This is a genomic window from Nocardia beijingensis NBRC 16342 (assembly GCF_001612785.1).
Lineage (GTDB): Bacteria > Actinomycetota > Actinomycetes > Mycobacteriales > Mycobacteriaceae > Nocardia > Nocardia beijingensis.
In genome coordinates this window covers 84,717-103,248 of the sequence record NZ_BDBC01000008.1, presented here as the reverse complement: position 1 = coordinate 103,248, position 18,532 = coordinate 84,717, and the positions used below count along the sequence as shown (strand labels likewise).

General features: G+C 69.1%; 15 protein-coding genes and 1 pseudogene. 8 read left to right on the top strand and 8 right to left on the bottom strand.

Features of this window, described 5'->3' with window-relative positions; all coding sequences use genetic code 11:
• The first annotated feature begins 65 nt into the window (after nt 1–65).
• Both NB3_RS04375 and NB3_RS04370 read left to right on the top strand, forming a co-directional pair.
• On the top strand, nt 66–1,148 hold the full coding sequence (locus NB3_RS04375; protein ID WP_067796825.1) for an epoxide hydrolase family protein: 1,083 nt from the start codon (nt 66–68) through the stop codon (nt 1,146–1,148).
• A 105-nt stretch (nt 1,149–1,253) separates the two neighbouring features.
• A complete protein-coding gene (locus NB3_RS04370; RefSeq protein ID WP_067796822.1) occupies nt 1,254–1,877 on the top strand; it encodes an NAD(P)-dependent oxidoreductase in 624 nt (207 codons plus the stop codon).
• A gap of 31 nt (nt 1,878–1,908) precedes the next feature.
• On the opposite strand, the gene NB3_RS04365 is transcribed toward NB3_RS04370, so the two are convergent.
• A complete protein-coding gene (locus NB3_RS04365; protein WP_067796819.1) occupies nt 1,909–3,045 on the bottom strand; it encodes a GTP-binding protein in 1,137 nt (378 codons plus the stop codon).
• An 89-nt stretch (nt 3,046–3,134) separates the two neighbouring features.
• On the opposite strand from NB3_RS04365, the gene thiD reads away from it, so the two are divergent.
• Nucleotides 3,135–3,980, top strand: a complete 846-nt coding sequence (thiD, locus tag NB3_RS04360) for a bifunctional hydroxymethylpyrimidine kinase/phosphomethylpyrimidine kinase (protein WP_067796817.1) — start codon at nt 3,135–3,137, stop codon at nt 3,978–3,980.
• A 138-nt stretch (nt 3,981–4,118) separates the two neighbouring features.
• Here the strand turns inward: thiD and NB3_RS04355 are convergent, their stop codons facing one another.
• Complete coding sequence (locus NB3_RS04355; protein ID WP_244891764.1) at nt 4,119–4,865, bottom strand: TetR/AcrR family transcriptional regulator; 747 nt, start codon at nt 4,863–4,865, stop codon at nt 4,119–4,121.
• A gap of 102 nt (nt 4,866–4,967) precedes the next feature.
• On the opposite strand from NB3_RS04355, the gene NB3_RS04350 reads away from it, so the two are divergent.
• The 5 genes and pseudogenes from NB3_RS04350 to NB3_RS04330 all read left to right on the top strand — a co-directional run bounded on the left by NB3_RS04350 (nt 4,968) and on the right by NB3_RS04330 (nt 11,240).
• Entirely contained in the window at nt 4,968–6,218 is a 1,251-nt protein-coding gene (locus tag NB3_RS04350; protein WP_067796811.1) for a bifunctional glycosyltransferase family 2/GtrA family protein, read from the top strand.
• On the top strand, nt 6,215–8,491 hold the full coding sequence (locus NB3_RS04345; protein WP_067796808.1) for a glycosyltransferase family 39 protein: 2,277 nt from the start codon (nt 6,215–6,217) through the stop codon (nt 8,489–8,491). The genes NB3_RS04350 and NB3_RS04345 overlap by 4 nt, the downstream gene beginning before the upstream one ends.
• Nucleotides 8,492–8,755: 264 nt before the next feature.
• Complete coding sequence (locus NB3_RS04340) at nt 8,756–9,121, top strand: hypothetical protein (RefSeq protein ID WP_157111511.1); 366 nt, start codon at nt 8,756–8,758, stop codon at nt 9,119–9,121.
• Between the two features lie 289 nt (nt 9,122–9,410).
• Nucleotides 9,411–9,557: pseudogene (locus NB3_RS36040) on the top strand (aminotransferase); the annotation flags it as partial.
• Between the two features lie 327 nt (nt 9,558–9,884).
• A complete protein-coding gene (locus NB3_RS04330; RefSeq protein ID WP_084485762.1) occupies nt 9,885–11,240 on the top strand; it encodes a glycosyltransferase 87 family protein in 1,356 nt (451 codons plus the stop codon).
• On the opposite strand, the gene NB3_RS04325 is transcribed toward NB3_RS04330, so the two are convergent.
• Genes NB3_RS04325 through NB3_RS04300 form a run of 6 tightly spaced genes read right to left on the bottom strand, consistent with a single transcriptional unit; the run spans nt 11,211 to nt 18,527 of the window.
• A complete protein-coding gene (locus NB3_RS04325) occupies nt 11,211–11,825 on the bottom strand; it encodes a TetR/AcrR family transcriptional regulator (protein ID WP_067796796.1) in 615 nt (204 codons plus the stop codon). The two genes, NB3_RS04330 and NB3_RS04325, sit on opposite strands and share 30 nt — an antisense overlap.
• Before the next feature lie 5 nt (nt 11,826–11,830).
• Entirely contained in the window at nt 11,831–12,607 is a 777-nt protein-coding gene (locus tag NB3_RS04320; RefSeq protein WP_067796793.1) for an enoyl-CoA hydratase family protein, read from the bottom strand.
• A gap of 10 nt (nt 12,608–12,617) precedes the next feature.
• Nucleotides 12,618–13,778 (bottom strand): acyl-CoA dehydrogenase family protein, encoded by a 1,161-nt coding sequence (locus NB3_RS04315; protein WP_067796790.1) that lies wholly within the window; start codon nt 13,776–13,778, stop codon nt 12,618–12,620.
• On the bottom strand, nt 13,778–15,772 hold the full coding sequence (locus tag NB3_RS04310; protein WP_067796787.1) for an acetyl/propionyl/methylcrotonyl-CoA carboxylase subunit alpha: 1,995 nt from the start codon (nt 15,770–15,772) through the stop codon (nt 13,778–13,780). Before NB3_RS04310 ends, NB3_RS04315 begins: the two co-directional genes overlap by 1 nt.
• An 8-nt stretch (nt 15,773–15,780) precedes the next feature.
• Nucleotides 15,781–17,379: an acyl-CoA carboxylase subunit beta gene (locus NB3_RS04305; protein ID WP_067796784.1), complete on the bottom strand. Its 1,599-nt coding sequence runs from the start codon at nt 17,377–17,379 to the stop codon at nt 15,781–15,783.
• Nucleotides 17,376–18,527, bottom strand: a complete 1,152-nt coding sequence (locus NB3_RS04300; protein ID WP_067796781.1) for an acyl-CoA dehydrogenase family protein — start codon at nt 18,525–18,527, stop codon at nt 17,376–17,378. The genes NB3_RS04305 and NB3_RS04300 overlap by 4 nt, the downstream gene beginning before the upstream one ends.
• Nucleotides 18,528–18,532: the final 5 nt, after the last annotated feature.

Here is an 18,532-nt window from a genome sequence, read left to right as displayed (position 1 = left end):
ACGGAATGATCCGTTCTGTTACGGTTAGAACAGAACAGAGCATTCCGTTTCACTAGGAGCAGGACATGACCGCGATCACCCCCTTCCGCATCGACATCGACCAAACCGAGCTGGACGATCTGCACGACCGGCTCGCCCGCACCCGCTGGGCCGAGCAGATTCCCGGCTCAGGCGATACCTACGGGGTGAGCGTCGAGCGGGTGCGCCACCTGGTCGGGTACTGGCGAGACGGGTTCGACTGGCGCGCGGTCGAGAACGCGCTGAACGCCTACCCGCAGTTCACCACCGAGATCGATGGCCAGAACATCCACTTCCTGCACGTGAAATCCGCACGGGAGGACGCCTTTCCGCTGATCCTCACGCACGGCTGGCCCGGCACCTTCGTCGAGTTCGTCGGCATCATCGAGCCGCTCACCGCGGCCGGATTCGATCTGGTGATCCCCTCGGTGCCGGGCTACGGCTTCTCCGGCCCCACCACCGAGGCGGGCTGGAACGATGCCCGGATCGCCCGCGCCTGGGCGGAGCTGATGCGGCGGCTCGGCTACACCCGCTACGGCGCGGTGGGCAACGACGGCGGATCGCAGATCTCGCCGGAACTCGGGCGCGTGGCGCCGGAGAGCGTGATCGGCGTGCACGTCACGCAGGTGTACTCGTTCCCGTCCGGCGACCCGGCCGAGCTGGCCGATCTCGACGAGGACGAACAGCGGTCGCTGGCCACCCTGGACTGGTTCGTGAAGAACAAGATGGGCTTCAACGTGCTGCAATCGCAGCAGCCGCAGACGCTGGCGCACGCGCTCGCGGATTCGCCCGCCGGTTTGGTCGGCTGGAACGGCCAACTGCTCGGGCCGGATCTGGACGACGACTTCGTGCTGACCAACATCGCGATCCACTGGCTCACCGGCACCGCGGGCTCGGCGATCCGGCACTACTTCGAGAAGGACAAGGCCGAACACCCCACCGCGCCGAGCACGGTGCCGCTCGCGCTGTGCGGCTCCACCGGCGATTTCCACGGCATCCGCCGCTTCGCCGAGCGGGATCACAACGTCGTCTCGTGGCACACGCACGACGTGTTCACCCACTACCTGCACCATGTGGCGCCCGCGCTCATGGCGGAGGAGATCACAAAGTTCTTCGCCCCGCTGCGGTGAGACAGTCGCTTATGGCATCGAGCGTCGCGGCCATGGTTCGTCTCGATTTCCGCTGATGTACTGGATTCACCAACAGCACAACAGCTTTCGAACCAGGAGAGAACCATGCGAATCGCGGTCTTCGGAGCCACCGGTACCGTCGGGCGTCTCGTCGTCGAGCGGGCGCTGCGGGAGGGTCACGAGGTGACGGCCTTCACCCGCAGCGCCGCGAGCGTCACGCAGCGGCACGAGCGGCTGCGCGTCGTGGAAGGCGATGTGCTGGACACGAATTCGGTGCAACGCGCGGTGGAGGGGCAGGACACGGTGCTGGTCTCGCTCGGCAACGGCCGCAACGGCGTGGTTCGGGCCGGTGGAACCAAAGCGATCATCGACGCGATGCGGCGCACCGGCGTGAAACGGCTGATCTGCCAGACGACGCTCGGCGTGGGCGACAGCAGGGGCAACCTGAACTTCCTGTGGAAGTACGTGATGTTCGGGCTGCTGCTGCGCCCCGCCTACGCCGATCACGTCGAGCAGGAGAAGCACGTCATGGCCAGCGACCTGGACTGGACGATCGTGCGGCCGAGCGCGTTCACCGACGGGCCGGCCACCGGCGGCTACCGGCGCGGCTTCCCGGCGAACGAGCCCGGACTCACCCTGAAGATCTCCCGCGCCGACATCGCCGACTTCATGATCGAGCAACTGACCGACCCCACCTACCTGCGCCAAGCGCCCGGTATCTCGAACTGAGCGCGTGATGCGGCGGCAGGGAAGCGGCACTTCACGCGTGCTCGTGCAGTTCACCCCACGCCGGGAAGGGATCGGGATACTCGGCCCAAGCACCCGGACCCTCGGCGAACTCCGCGTCGGTGAGCAGCGCTGCGTCCAACAACGCGCACACCTTCGCGCCATCCAGCTTCACCCCGATGAACACGATCTCCTGCCCCGGCGGCACCTCCAGCGACGACCACCAGGCGGCGGGTTCGAACACCAGGTTCGGTCCCGCTTGCGACCACACCGCTGCCAGCGTCGAGCGGCTCGCGATCCAGCAGAATCCCTTGCTGCGCAACAGGCCGCGCAACCGCTCCAGCGCGTCGGCCAGACGCAGCGGATGGAACGGCCGGTCGGCGGTGTAGGTGAGGCTGCGGATGCCGTACTCCTCGGTCTCCGGCGTGTGCCCGCCCGCGAGTTCTTCCACCCAGCCATCGGCTTCCGCCGCCACCACCGGGTCGTAGCGGCCGGTGTCGAGCACCTCGCGCAGGTCGACCACGCTGTTGCTGGTGCGCAGCACGTGCGCGCGGGGATTGAGCCTGCGCACCGTGGCCTCCACCGCGCCCACCGCCGCGGCGCCGGCCAGGTCGGTCTTGTTGACCAGCACGACGTCGGCGAACTCGACCTGATCCACCAGCAGGTCGGCGATGGTGCGCGTGTCGCCGTCGCCCGCCTCCAGGTTCCGTTCGGCGAGCGCTTGCCCGCGCGCCACTTCCGCGAGGAAGGTCGAGGCGTCGACCACGGTCACCATGGTGTCCAGCCGGGCGATATCACCGAGCCGGAATCCGTCCTCGAATTCCCAGTCGAAGGTCGCGGCCACCGGCATCGGCTCGGAGATGCCGGTGGACTCGATCACCAGCTGATCGAACCGTCCTTCCCGCGCGAGCCGGGCGACCGCCTCGATGAGGTCCTCGCGCAGGGTGCAGCAGATGCAGCCGTTGGTCAGTTCGACCAGCTTCTCCTCGGTGCGGTCGAGGTGGCCCTGGCCCGCGACCAGCGCGGCGTCGATGTTGACCTCGCTCATGTCGTTGACGATGACCGCCACCCGGCGGCCGTCCCGGTTGGCCAGGATGTGGTTGAGCAGCGTCGTCTTGCCCGCACCGAGAAAACCGGACAGCACGGTGACGGGAAGCAGATCGGAATCCATGAGATTAATGATAACGATTTTCATTTGCTGACAGCGGGCGGGTCCGGTTGCCCGTCACGGGTGGACGACGTCGCCGTAGGGTTTGTGACGTGAAATTGCTGCCATTGCCCGCCGAGGGGCAGACCCCCGTCCGGGCGCTCACCATTGCCGGTACCGATTCCGGCGGAGGCGCCGGAATCCAAGCCGATACCCGCACCATGGCACTGTGCGGCGTGCACGCCCTGGTCGCGGTCGCGGCGGTGACCGTGCAGAACACGGTGGGCGTCAGCGGTTTTCACGAGATCCCGCCGCAGGTGGTGGCCGATCAGGTGCGCTCGGTCGTCGGTGACATCGGCGTCGGCGCCGTGAAGACCGGCATGCTGGCCTCCACCGCGATCATCGAGGCGGTCGCCGCGGTGTGCCAGGAGGTCGGCATCGGCCGCGATGGCGAGATTCCGCTGGTCGTCGACCCGGTGGCGGCCTCGATGCACGGCGATCCGCTGCTGCACGCGGAAGCGCTCGACGCGCTGCGCGGCACCCTGATTCCGCTCGCGACCGTGGTGACGCCGAACCTGGACGAGGTCCGCCTGCTCACCGGCATCGACGTCGAGGACGACGATTCGGCGCGGCGCGCGGCCGAGGCGCTGCACAAGCTGGGACCGCGGTGGGCGATCGTCAAGGGCGGGCACCTGCGCTCCTCCGACTACAGCACCGACCTGCTGTTCGACGGCGAGCAGTTCCTCGAATTCACCGCGCCGCGCATCACCACCGGCAACGACCACGGTGGCGGCGACACGCTGGCCGCCGCGATCGCCTGCGCGCTGGCCCACGGGTATCCGGTGCCCGAAGCGGTCGAGTTCGCCAAGGAATGGACCTACCGCTGCCTGGCCGCGTCCTACGATCTCGGCGCGGGCCACGGGCCGGTGTCCCCGCTGTGGCGGTTGCACCAGAGCTGAGCGCCGTTTCTTGTCGGTGGGCGCTGCGATACTGATGACGTCGCCGACACGGATGGCTTCAACGGCGAGGCGATCGGAACAACGACGTTCGGCGTGGACGCGGCAAGACCTCGGCGCCCGGCCCGGGGGGCGCTCCGGTCACAGCGTGGAAAAGGCGAGGTGCAGCGGACGATCGGCCGCGATGGCGATGCCGTGCAGCCGAGCGCTCGCCGCCACCAGCGCGAAGATGATCTCGCTCAGATACGCGGCGAACTGCTCGACCGGCATGGCGGGCGGCTCCAGCCGGTTCACGCCCAGCCACCAATCGGTGGCCGAGGCCACCGCGCCGAAGATCGAGTAGATCACCAGTTCCACGCTCTCGATCCGCACCGACTCGTCGTCCACCACGCCGGCGAACAACTCGGCGGCGCGCCGGGCGGACTGCCTGGCCGACAGCAGCGCGCGGTCGGCGTCGTCGGAGCGTTGCGTGAAGTGGCTGTGCAGCATGAACCGGAAGACGTTCGGCTGCCGCGCCACCACGAGCACGTATTCCGACGCGGCCCGGCGCACCAGATCACCGGCCGAGTCGCCGGTCGGATCGAAGCTGGTCATGACCTGTTCCCAGAGCAGGTCGCGAACCCGGTCCACGATCGCGTTGTAGAGGTCGGTCTTGTCCTCGAAGTGGCGATACAGCTTGGGTTTCGCCGCGCCCGCCTCCTTGGCGATGTCGCCCATGCTGACGGCGGGACCGAATTTGTCGAGCGCGCGCAACGCCGCGTCCACGAACTCCTCGCGCACCTTGTGGCGATGCTCGCGCCAGCGCTCGGTGCGCGCGTCCACACGTTTCGGCGGCTGGTCGTCTTCCGTCCGGCCGCGCAGCATCACGAATCCGGATGCTACCTGCACCGAGCAGCCGGGATAACCGGGCGTCTGCCGGGCCTGCGGCTACCAGGAACCTCACAGCTGGGCCCCAGCCCGGTGGCAGTGTGGGCCTCGACTCTGATTCCCATGACCGAGACTTCGACCGTCGCGGCGACGGAACGGACCGAGACCACGGGTGCGCCCGTGCTGGACGTGGTGATTCCCGTCTACAACGAAGAGACCGATCTCGGCGTGTGCGTCCGCAGACTGCACGCCTACCTGCGCGACGGGTTCCCCTTCCCGGCACGCATCACGGTCGCCGACAACGCGAGCACCGACGCGACGCTCCAGGTCGCACAGCTGCTCGCGGAGGAACTGGACGACGTGCGCGTCGTGCACCTGTCCGCCAAGGGGCGCGGGCGGGCGCTGCGCGCGGTGTGGGAACGCTCGGACGCGCAGGTGGTCGCCTATATGGACGTCGACCTGTCCACCGACCTGAACGCCCTGCTCCCGCTGGTCGCCCCGCTGATCACCGGGCATTCCGACCTGGCCATCGGCACCCGGCTCGACGCCGCGTCCCGCGTGGTGCGCGGACCCAAGCGCGAGATCATCTCCCGCTGCTACAACCTGCTGCTGAAGGCGTCGCTGCGCGCGCACTTCTCCGACGCCCAGTGCGGGTTCAAGGCGATGCGCACCGATGTGGCGCGCCGCCTGCTGCCGCTGGTGCACGACGGGGAATGGTTCTTCGACACCGAATTGCTGGTGCTCGCCGAGCGGGCGGGCCTGCGGATTCACGAGGTCCCGGTGGACTGGATCGACGATCCGGACAGTCGCGTGGACATCATCGACACCGCGCGCAAGGACCTGCTCGGCATCTGGCGGCTGGGCCGGGCGCTGGCGACCGGTGCGCTGCCGCTGGAGGAACTGCGCCGCTCGGTGGGCCGGGAACCCCTGGTGCCGGGAGTGCCGCTGGGCATGGTGGGACAACTCGTGCGGTTCGCGATCGTCGGTGTGCTGAGCACGCTGGCCTATCTGCTGCTCTATGTGGTGCTGCAACCAGTGACCGGCGCGCAGGTGGCGAACTTCGCCGCCCTGCTGATCACGGCGGTGGGTAACACGGCGGCCAACCGGGCCTTCACCTTCGGCGTACGCGGCTCCAACGGCGCCGTGTCGCACCAGTTCCAGGGCCTGCTGATCTTCGGCATCGGGTTGGCGCTGACCAGCGGTTCGTTGTTCGCGCTGCATCGGTGGGCGCCGGACGCCTCGGTGCATCTGGAACTGTTCGTCCTGGTGGCGGCCAATCTGGTGGCGACGCTGCTGCGGTTCGTCGGGCTGCGCTGGGTGTTCCGCGACGGCGCGGGCGACCGTGCGGCCTCCGCGGTGGAGGTTCGTCGATGACGGCGACGCCGACCGCGCGACCGGTCGCGGCCGAACCGCGGCCACGGGCCGCGCGGAACTGGGAGTATCCGGCGCTGGCCGCGCTGCTGCTCGGCACGGCGGCGGCCTACCTGTGCAACCTGAGCGCCAATGGATGGGCCAATTCGTTCTACTCGGCCGCGGTGCAGGCGGGTTCGGTCTCGTGGAAGGCGTTCTTCTTCGGGTCCTCCGACGCGGCGAACTCGATCACCGTGGACAAACCGCCCGCCTCCCTGTGGGTGATGGAGCTCTCGGTGCGGGCCTTCGGGCTCAACAGCTGGAGCATCCTGGTGCCGGAGGTGCTGCTCGGCGTGGCCGCTGTGGCACTGCTGTGGGCGACGGTGCGCAGACCGTTCGGGCCCGCGGCCGGATTGCTCGCCGGGTTGGCGCTGGCGGTGACGCCCGTCGCGGCGCTGATGTTCCGGTTCAACAATCCCGAAGCGCTGCTGGTGTTCTTGATGATCGCGGCCGCATGGGCGATGACGCGGGCGGTGGAAGACGGACGCTGGCGATGGCTGGTGCTCACCGGCGCGCTGATCGGATTCGGCTTCCTGACCAAGCAATTGCAGGTGCTGCTGGTGGTTCCGGCGCTCGCGCTGACCTACTTGCTCGCGGGACCGCCGAGACTGGTCGAACGCATTCTGCAACTCTTCGCCGCCGCGGCCGCGATGGTGGTCGCCGCGGGCTGGTGGCTGCTGGCGGTGGAACTGTGGCCCGCCTCGTCCCGCCCGTGGATCGGCGGCTCGCACCAGAACTCGATCCTGGAACTCACCCTCGGCTACAACGGGCTCGGGCGGCTCAACGGCAACGAGCGCGGCAGCGTCGGACCGGGCGGTGATCTGCCGCCGGGCGGCAACGGCATGTGGGGCGAAACCGGTATCACGCGAATGTTCGAACCCGCCCAGGGCGGTCAGATCGCCTGGCTGATCCCGGCGGCGCTGGTCGCCCTGGTCGTCGGGATCGTGCTGCGCGGCCGAACCGCTCGCACCGATCGGCAGCGCGCTTCGCTCGTGCTCTGGGGCGGCTGGCTGCTGGCGACCGGGCTGGTGTTCAGCTTCATGGCCGGCATCTTCCACCAGTACTACACCGTCGCCCTGGCTCCGGCCATCGCCGCGCTGGTCGGCGCGGGCGCGGTGCTGGCGTGGCGCGGACGGCACCGGCTGTGGGTGCGGCTGGCCTCGGCACTCGCGGTGGGTCTCACCACCGCGACCGCATGGATGCTGTTGTCCCGCAGCGCGGAATGGCAGCCGTGGCTGCGATGGACGGTGCTGGTCGTCGGCGTGCTCGCGACGATCGCCGTGCTCTTGCCCGCGCCGCGCAAGCTGGCCGTGGTGTCGGCGCTGGCGGTCGCGTTCACCTTCCTGGCCGGTCCCGTGGCCTATGCCGTCGACACCATCGCGACGCCGCACGCCGGTTCGATTCCCTCCGCCGGACCGAACGTGGCAATGCGTGGCAGGCCGCCGTGGGGCGAGGGCATGCCGGGAATGGGCCGCCGCATGCCGGACGGAGCGGGAACCACCGGCCGCGACGGCGGCGCGCAAGGTCCTGGCGGCACGCCGCCGGACGGCGGCTCGCCGGGAACGGCGCCGAACGGCCGAATGCCACAGCCGGGCAACCTATTTCCTGGAACCGGACCGCAAGGCAACGTGCCCGGCGGACGGGCGCCGGGCGACGGACGTCAGGGGACGACACCCGGCGGACAGGCGCCGACGGGCACACCACCCGGCACCACGCCGCAGGACAACACACCCGGCGGCCAGGGCACACCGTCCGGCACCACACCGCAGGGCAACGCACCCGGCGGCCAAGCGCCGGACGGCGCGATGCCGCAGGGAACCGGGGGGATGACCGGCGACGGCGGCCCGGGCCCCAATGGCGGCGGCGGTATGGGCGGTCTTCTCGGGGCGAGCGAACCGAGCGCGCGGCTCGTGTCTTTGCTCGAGCAGAACGGCGGCGACTACACCTGGGTGGCCGCGGCGATCGGCTCGAACAGCGCCGCGGGGTTGCAACTCGCCACCGAACTTCCGGTGATGCCGGTCGGCGGCTTCAACGGCAGTGACCCTTCGCCCACGCTGGAGCAATTCGAGCAGTATGTGGCCGAGGGGAAGATCCACTACTTCGTCGGCGGCGGACGTGGCGGACCGGGTTCGTCGAGTTCATCCCCCAGTGCGCAGATCACGCAGTGGGTCGAGGAGAACTTCACCGCCATCCAGGTGGACGGCGTCACGCTGTACGACCTGACCGCCACCCACTGAAACCACGCGGTGTGGCCTCGCCGCCCTGCATTCCCTCGGGGCCGCACCGCCTTCGGAGTGTTCAGCGCATCCCCCTGCGTCCGCTGAACACCGCATCCGCACCGGCGTCATACCTCGGCGCCGGTGCGGATCGCGTTCGCGCACCTTGCTTCCCACTCTTGGCATCCCGCAAAACTCCAGCGATGATGTTCGGACGTATGACGGGCCCCGGCCGAGTATCGGGCCATCAGGTCACGTGTCCATCGCGAACATGCAGGGAAACAGTTGAACGCTTTCATGAAGCTGGCCGTGACGATGGTCAGCGCACTGGTCGCAACCGCGCTCACCGTCGGATTCGCCGCCACCGCGTCGGCCGCGCCCGCCGACCGCACCGAACCGGTCGCCGCGGCGACCAGCGAGCCCCCGCAGGTGACCTACATCAAGGCGTGCCTGCCTCCCGGCGACACGATCGAACTGCGCACGGGCATCGGCGCGGCGATCGGCGCCGCCATCGGCGCGCTGGTCGGCCTGCCCGTCTTCCTCGTCGGCGCGATTCCCGGCGCGATCATCGTCGGCCTGATCGGCGCCGCCGTCGGAGCGTCCTCGTACGCCATCGATTCCGGCCGTCTCGAGCAGCAAGGATTGTGCTGATCGGTGCCGGTGCGCAGGCGCGCCGAGATGCGGAGGCCGGCTAGCGCTTAGGCCTCCGGCGATCACCCGCAGGTCGGGAAGCGAGCGCCGATCGCACACCGATACTTCCGGCGACCGGCGCGCGCACCGGTCATTCCATGCCGACTGGACGGCGACCGACGCCGGGCTGACCAGCTGGTACCGGATGACCTCGGCGATTCGCCCGCTCGAGATTCCGACGCCGTCCCGCCGCACCAGTTCCCTCGCCGCCACAAAGCACTCGGCCAGCCCGGGTCCGCCCGGCCGGCGGCTGAACCTGCCCGACGACGGCGACTTCCGCGACGGCGTAGATTGCCGTAACTACGGTGGCCTGCACGAGCTGCCGGAACTGGGCGCCATCTTCGGCGAGCTGCTCAACATCCCGGTGGACCACCTGCTCGCGGCCCCGCACAGCGCGGGAACGGATTACGCATCGAGAAGCAAAGCACCATGAGCGCCGTGCGCGACCGATCGACGCGGAATAAAACCGTTGAGCCGGAACTTGTTCGGATGATTTCGGCGGGCGCGGGTTGCCTATCGATCACCTCACGCCGTGGCGCGTATCGGGCTCCCAAGAGCCGGCCCAAAAAGTGACACACGTTACAGTTCCCAACGGCGCTACTACATTCGCAGTATTCGTATCGTTAGACGAGCTCACGGTTTCAGCGTTGCCCTAGGGACCGCGCCGATCACGTTCTCCGGCACCGGTTCCGCCGATCGATCGTCATCTGATGAAGGAAAGTTCATGGCAACTGTCGCACCGGCGACAACTGTCGTTGTCGCGCCGGCGACGGAACTGTCGACCGCGCGTAGCCGACCGTCGCGAACCCGAATCGCATTGGGCGCGGCCGTCGTGTTCACCGCCGCCTCCCTGGCGGCCTGGTTGCTGTTCTTGCGGCCGAACTGGGAAATGTACTGGCACCAAATAGATCTACAGGTCTACATGTGGGGCGGCAACGCGGCCGCGCTGCACCCAGCCCAGCTGTACAGCGCCCGCGGCCCGATGTTCCTGCCGTTCCTCTACCCCGTCTTCGCCGCGTGGATCTGCGCCGAACTGGCCCGGTTCCCGATCAACTACATCGGCACCGGCATGGTGGTGACGACGCTGATCTCGTTGTATGTCAGCGTGTGGTGCACCGCTGTGCTGCTGCGGTATCGGCGCGGGCCCGGCATGCTGGCGATGACGCTGGCCGTCGGCAGCGCCGCGCTGTGGCTCGAGCCCGTGCAGCAGACCTTCCGTTTCGGCCAGATCAGCATGATCCTGATGGCGATGGTCCTGGCCGACCTCGCGCTGCCCGCGCACCGCTGGGGTCGCGGCATCCTCATCGGCATCGCCACCGGTATCAAGCTGACGCCCGCGGTGTTCGTCGTCTATCTGCTGATCACCCGCCAGTTCAAGGCCGCCGCCGTAGCCATGGGCGCGTTCGCGGCCACGGTGGCGGCCGGAATCTGGTACCGGCCGACCGAGGCGATCCAGTTCTGGACCACCACTGTGGCGTCGCAGAACCGCATCGGCTTCGCTTATGTGCAGAACCAGTCCCTCAACGGTGTGCTCGGCCGCCTGCAATGGACCACCTGGGACAGCCACGTGCTGTGGCTCTTCGGCGCAGGTGGTCTCGGACTGGCCGGATTGGCCGCCGCGCGGATCGCCCACCAGCGGGGCGAGGACATGCTCGGCATCCTTCTCGCCGCCGGTGTGACGCTGCTGTGCTCACCGATCTCCTGGACCCACTACTGGGTGTGGACGGTGCCCGCCCTCGTCTGGGCCGCGCACGCGCTCTCCAGCCGGTCGTGGACGGCCGGGATCACCGTGCCCGCCGTGATCGCGCTGTTCGCCTTCGCCTGGCCCATGCAGGTGGATTCGATCGGAACGTGGGATCGAACGCTACCGCTGCTACCGCAGGGACTGATCTGGTTCGTGCCACAGACCAACGGCAGGGAATTCCATTGGACCACGGTGCAATTCCTGGTCGGCGACTCCTACGCCCTGCTCACCCTCGCCGCCATGGTCACCGCGATCGCACTGCTCCTGCGCGCGCCACGACCGGCGCCGACCGCACCGGACTCCCGCTCAGCGCGGTGCGTGCAAAGCGGCGTGTAGCGTGGCCGCCCATTGCTCGACTATCCGCTTGCGGCGAGCCGAGTCGTCGGTGAGGACGTCGGCCAGCCCCAGGCCGCGCGCCATGTCCAGGGTCGCCTGGACCAGGTGATGGGTGACCGGATCGGAGTCGTCCACGCCCAGCGCCTCGATCGCGCGCCGGTGCGACGCGCGGCCGAAGCGGGCCTCCAGCGGGACGATCCGTTCGCGCAGCACCGGGTCGGCGGCGGCGTGCGTCCACACTTGCAACGCCGCCTTGAACAGCGGGCTGGTGTAGGACTCCACCAGCCCCGCGACCACCGCCTCCGTGCGGGCGATGCCGTCGCCCAGCTCCGTCAGCGTCGACGCCTCCGCCACCGCCTGCCCGCTGCGCGTGTCGAACATGTACTCCAGGGCGGCGGTGATCAGATCCTCCCTGGTGGGAAAGTGATGCTGCGCCGCGCCGCGCGACACCCCGGCCCGTTCGGCGACCACCGCGACCGTCGCGGCCGCCCAGCCCATCTCGGCCAGGCAGTCGATGGTCGCCTCGAGCAGGCGCTGCCGGGTGGCTCGGCTGCGGTCCTGCTTGGGTTCGTGGGGTGTCGCCATGGTCGTTATTCTGCCCAGCTCGGCGGGCGGCGCTGCAAAAAGGCCAGCATGCCCTCGTGCACTTCGGGGGTGCCGAAGAAGCTCGCCGAACGCCGCGCGAGCTCCTCGGCCGAGGCGTCGAACTCGGCGAGGATGCCCGCGTTGACCAACCGTTTGGCCTCCGCCAGCCCCTGCGGTGAGCCCTTGCGCACCTCACCGCACAGCCGCGCCACCTCGGCGGCCGGGTCGTCGGCGGTCACCGTGACCAGGCCGATCTCCCTGGCCACGTGCGCGTCGAACTTCTCGCCGGTGAGGTAGTACCGGCTGGCCGCGCGCGGATCGAGCCTGGGCAGCAGGGTGAGCGAGATCATGAACGGCGCCAGCCCGATGCGCACCTCGGTGAGCGCGAAACTGCTGCCAGGCCCGGCCACCACGATGTCGCAGCCCGCCACGATGCCCATGCCGCCGGCCCGCACGTTGCCGTCGATGCGCGCGATCACCGGCTTCGGGATCTCCACCAGCCTGCGCAGCACGCCGATCATCACCCGGGTGCGCTCGTCGGCGGCCACGGCGGGATCGGCGTCGCTCGCCTCGCTCAGGTCGGCGCCCGCGCAGAAGGTGTTGCCGGTGTGCGCGAGCACGATGACGCGCACCTTTTCGTCGGCGGCCGCGTCGTCGAGTCCGCGCAGCAACTCGGCGACCAGCTTGGACGACAGCGCGTTGCGGTTGTGCGGCGAGTCGAAGGTGAGCGTCGCGACGCCGCCGCTCACCTCGTAGCGGACGAACGGAGCCGTCTCGGTCATGCGCGTCCTCTCAGTACGACTTCGGCAGGCCCAGCGAGTACTGGGCGACGAAGTTCAGGACCATTTCCCGGCTCACCGGCGCGATGCGGCCGATGCGGGCGGCGGCGAGCATGGCGGCCAGCCCGACGTCCTTGGTCAGGCCGGAGCCGCCGTGGGTCTGGACGGCCTGATCCAGCGCCTTGATACTGGCTTCCGCGGCGGCGTACTTCGCCATGTTGGCGGCCTCCGCTGCGCCCATCTCATCGCCGGCATCGTAGAGGGTGGCGGCCTTCTGCATCATCAGCTTCGCCAGCTCCACTTCCACCTTCACCTGCGCCAGCGGATGCGAAATGCCCTGGTGCCCACCGATCGGCGTCTTCCACACCGTGCGTTCCTTGGCGTATTCCACGGCGCGTTCGATGGCGTAGCGCCCCATGCCGACGGCCATCGCCGCGCCCATGATCCGCTCCGGGTTCAGGCCCGCGAACAGCTGCATCAGCGCCGCGTCCTCCTTGCCGACCAGCGCGGTGGACGGCAGCCGGACATCGTCGAGGAACAGGTTGTACTGGTGGTCCGGCTCGATGATGTCCATCTCCTGCGCCGTCTTGGTGAAGCCTTCGGCGTCGGTCGGCACGATGAACAGGGCGGGCTTGAGCTTGCCGGTCTTGTGGTCGGAGGTGCGCGCCACGATCAGCACGGCCTCGGCCTGGTCGACGCCGGAGATGAAGATCTTGCGGCCGTTGAGGATCCAGTCGTCACCGTCGCGGCGCGCGGTGGTGGTGATCTGGTGGGAATTGGAGCCCGCGTCCGGCTCGGTGATACCGAACACCATCTTGCCGGAGCCGTCGGCGAGCTTGGTCAGCCATTCCCGCTTCTGCTCCTCGGTGCCGTACTTCGAGATGATGGTGCCGCAGATGGCCGGGGACACCACCATCAGCAGCAGGCCCGCACCCTGCGCCGACAGCTCCTCCATCACCAGCGACAGCTCGTACATGCCCGCGCCGCCGCCACCGTATTCCTCCGGCAGATTCACGCCGAGGAACCCGAGTTTGCCCGCCTCCTGCCACAATTCGTCCAGCGGCTCGTTCTTGCGCGCCTTCGGCAGCACGTAGTCGCGGTAGTTGTACTTCGCGGCCAGCGCGGCGACGGCGGCCCGCAGCGCCTTCTGCTCGTCGGTTTCGATGAACGACATCAGTTCTCCTGGTTTTCTACGGGTTCGACGACCGCGAGCACGGCGCCGACGTCGACCTGCTGGCCGACGGTGACGTTGACGGCGCTGAGCACGCCCGCGGCGGGCGCGGCGATGGTGTGCTCCATCTTCATCGCCTCCAGCCACAGAATCGGCTGCCCCTGTTCGACGTGGCTGCCGACCTCGGCGGCGAGCCGGATCACGCTGCCCGGCATGGGGGCAAGCAGCGAGCCGGTGGCCACCTGGTCGGCCGGGTCGCTGAAGCGCGGCAGCCTGCGCAGGGCCACCGGCCCCAGCGGCGAGTCGACGTAGACCTGATCGCCGTAGCGGGCGACCTCGAACTGCCTGCGCACCGGCCCGCGTTCGCCAGGGACCGAGAGCACGACGCGATCGGGAGCCGACTCGACGAACTCGAGCCCGTCGTGACCGTCCACGGTGACGCCACCGCGGCCGAACCGGTAACCCACCTCGTGCGTTCCGGTGGCGCGGCTTTCGTAGGACTTGCGCTGCGACTGTGAGGGCAGGTTCCGCCACCCGCTCGGCAGACCACCGCCCACCCGCGCGCCGCGCCGGTTCGCGGCGGCGTCGGCGAGCGCGGCGGCGATGATGGACAGTTCCTCGTCCGGCTCCGACACCAGCGGCGCGGCCAGCGCGTCCAGTCCGTGCGTGGCGAAGAACGCGGTGTCGGTGTCACCGGCCAGGAACGCCGGATGACGCAGCACGCGCACCAGCAGGTCCCGGTTGGTCACCAGGCCGTGGATCTTCGCGCGGTGCAGTGCCGAAGCCAGCAACCGCGCTGCCTCGCCCCGCGTTTCGGCGTAGGAGATGACCTTGGCCAGCATCGGGTCGTAATGCACGCCCACCACCGAGCCGTCCACCACGCCCGTGTCAAGGCGCACGCCAGGGCGGTCCAGCAAGTCGAACTCGGTGCGCACCGCCGGGATATCGATCCGGTGCACGGTTCCGCTCTGCGGCTGCCAGTCGTGCGCCGGGTCCTCGGCGTAGAGCCGCACCTCGATCGAATGCCCGTGCATCGCGGGCGGTTCGGCGGGCAGCGCGCCGCCTGCGGCGACGTCCAGTTGCAGCCGCACCAGATCCAAGCCGGTGGTGCACTCGGTGACCGGATGCTCCACCTGCAGACGGGTGTTCATCTCGAGGAAGAAGAACTCGCCCTGCTCGTCGGCGAGGAACTCGACGGTGCCCGCGCCGGTGTAGCCGATCGCGCCCGCCGCCAGCCGCGCCGCCTCGAACAGCCGCGCCCGCATCCCTTCGGTGCGCTCCACCAGCGGCGACGGAGCCTCCTCGATCACCTTCTGGTGGCGGCGCTGAATGGAGCACTCGCGCTCGCCGACGGCCCAGATCGTGCCGTGCGTATCGGCCATCACCTGGACTTCGATGTGCCTGCCGGTCTCCAGGTAACGCTCGCAGAAGACCGTCGGATCGCCGAACGCGGATTCCGCCTCGCGCCGGGCGGCCTCGATCTGCGCGGTCAGGTCGGCCAGCTCGCGGACCACCCGCATGCCGCGCCCGCCGCCACCGGCGGACGCCTTGATCAGCACCGGTAGGTGCGCCTCGGTGACCTCGGCCGGGTCCAGTTCGGCGAGCACCGGCACGCCCGCGGCGTCCATCATCTTCTTCGCGGCGACCTTCGAGCCCATCTGCTCGATCGCCTCGACCGGCGGGCCGATCCAGACCAGTCCGGCGTCGAGCACGGCCTTGGCGAATTCCGCGTTCTCGGAGAGGAATCCGTATCCGGGATGGATCGCGTCGGCGCCCGCGGCGAGCGCCGCCTCGATGATCAGCTCACCGCGCAGGTAGGTCTCCCCCGGCGTGTTGCCCGGCAGGCGCACCGCGGCGTCCGCCTCGGTGACGTGCGGCGCGGCGGCGTCCGCGTCGGAATACACCGCGACGCTGCCGAGCCCCATCCGGCGGCAGGTGGCGAAGACCCGGCGGGCGATTTCGCCACGGTTGGCGACCAGAACGTTCGAGATAACCATCCGCGGCCTCACATTCGGAAGACGCCGAAGCCGTCGGCGCCTTTGATCGGGGCGTTGTGAATGGCTGAAAGGGACATTCCCAACACGGTGCGGGTGTCGCGCGGGTCGATGACGCCGTCGTCGTAGAGCCGCCCGGACATGAACATCGCCAGCGATTCGGCCTCGATCTGCGCCTCGACCATGGCGCGCATCCCGGCGTCGGCCTCTTCGTCGAACGGTAGGCCCTTCGCCTCGGCGGCGGCCCGGCCGACGATGGAGATGACGCCCGCCAGCTGCGCCCCGCCCATGACGGCGGATTTCGCGCTCGGCCACGCGAACACGAAGCGCGGGTCGTAAGCCCGGCCGCACATGCCGTAGTGGCCCGCGCCGTAGGAAGCGCCCATCAGCACCGAGATGTGCGGCACCTTGGAATTGGAGACCGCGTTGATCATCATCGCGCCGTGCTTGATGATGCCCTTCTGCTCGTACTCCTTGCCCACCATGTAGCCGGTGGTGTTGTGCAGGAACAGCAGTGGGGTGTCGGTCTTGTTCGCCAGCTGGATGAACTGGGTGGCCTTCTGCGACTCCTCGGAGAACAGCACGCCGCGCGCGTTGGCCAGGATGCCGATCGGATATCCGTGCAGCTCCGCCCATCCGGTGACCAGGCTGCTGCCGTACAGCGGCTTGAACTCGTCGAAGTCGGAACCGTCCACGATGCGCGCGATCACCTCGCGCGGATCGAACGGGATCTTCAGGTCCGACGGCACGATGCCGAGCAGATCCTCCGGATCGTAGAGCGGCTCGATCACCTCGGCGCGCGGAGCGGGACCCTGTTTACGCCAGTTCAGCCGCTTGACGATGGAGCGGCCGATGCGGATCGCGTCCTGCTCGTCCACGGCGTAGTAGTCCGCGAGGCCGGAGACCCGCGCGTGCATGTCGGCGCCGCCGAGCGATTCGTCGTCGGACTCCTCACCGGTGGCCATCTTGACCAGCGGCGGTCCGCCGAGGAACACCTTGGAGCGCTCCTTGATCATCACCACGTGATCGGACATGCCGGGGATGTACGCACCGCCCGCGGTGGAGTTGCCGAACACCAGAGCGATGGTCGGAATGCCCGCCGCCGACGCCTGGGTGAGGTCGCGGAACATCCGGCCGCCGGGGACGAAGACCTCCTTCTGCGTGGGCAGATCCGCGCCGCCGGATTCCACCAGCGAGATCACCGGCAACCGGTTCTCCCGCACGATGTCGTTGATCCGCAACGTCTTGCGCAGCGTCCACGGGTTGGAGGTGCCGCCGCGCACGGTCGGGTCCGGCGCGACGATCATGCACTCGACGCCCTCCACGATGCCGATGCCCGCGATGGTGCTGCCGCCGACGTGGAACTCGCTGCCCCAGCCCGCCAGCGGGCACAGTTCCAGGAACGGCGAGTCCTCGTCGACGAGCAGTTCGATGCGCTCGCGTGCGGTCAGCTTGCCGCGCTTGCGATGCCGGGCCAGCTTGTCCGGCCCGCCGCCCGCGATCGCCTTGGCGAACTCCGCCTCGACCTCGGCGAGCTTGGCCGTCATGGCGTCGGCCGCCGCCTCGTATTCGGGCGCCGCGGTGTCCAAGGCGCTGCGCAGAATGGTCATGACTGGTACCCCAATCGTTTCGCCGCCAGTCCGGTCAGGATTTCGGTCGTGCCGCCGCCGATGCCGAGGATGCGCATGTCACGGTATTGGCGCTCGATCTCGGATTCGCGCATGTAGCCGAGGCCGCCGAAGAGCTGGACGGCCTGGTTGGCGACCCACTCGCCCGCTTCCACCGCGGTGTTCTTCGCGAAGCACACCTCGGCGATCAGGTCGGTCTCGCCTTCGGCGCTGCGCTGCACCACGTCACGGGTGTAGACGCGGGCGACGTCGATGCGCCGCGCCATCTCGGTGACCGTGTTCTGCACCGCCTGCCTGCTGATCAGCGGGCGGCCGAAGGTCTCGCGGTTGCGCACCCACTCCAGGGTCAGGTCGAGGCAGCGCTGCGCGCTGGAATACGCCTGCACCGCGAGGCCGACGCGCTCGCTGACGAACGCGCCCGCGATCTGGTAGAAGCCGGAGTTCTCCGGGCCGACCAGGTTCTCCACCGGCACCCGGACGTCGACGTAGGACAGCTCGGCGGTGTCGGAGGCCAGCCAGCCCATCTTGTCCAGCTTGCGGCTGACCGTGAAGCCGGGCGTGTTCTTGTCCACGATGAGCAGCGAGATGCCGCCGGAGCCGGGCCCTCCGGTGCGCACCGCGGTGACCACGAAGTCGGCGCGGACACCGGAGGTGATGTAGGTCTTGGCCCCGTTGACGATGTAGTGGTCGCCATCGCGGCGCGCGGTGGTGGTGAGGTGCCCGACGTCGGAGCCGCCGCCGGGTTCGGTGATCGCGAGCGAACCGATCTTCTCCCCCGCCAGCGTCGGCTTCACCCAGCGCTCGATCTGCTCGGCGTCGCCGGAGGCGATGATGTGCGGCACGGAGATGCCGCAGGTGAACAGGGAGGCGAACAATCCGCCGGACGCACCGGCCTGGTGCATCTCCTCGCAGACGATCATCGCGTCCACGCCGTCGCCGCCGGAACCGCCGGCGGATTCCGGGAACTGCACGCCGAGCAGGCCGAGCGCGCCCGCCTTCTTGTGCAGTTCGCGCGGGATCTCCCCGGCGCGCTCCCAGCCGTCCAGGTACGGCAGGATCTCGCGTTCCACGAATCCACGTACCGTGGAACGCAACGCGCGTCGTTCCGGCGTTTCCCAGAGCTTCGTCATGCGGT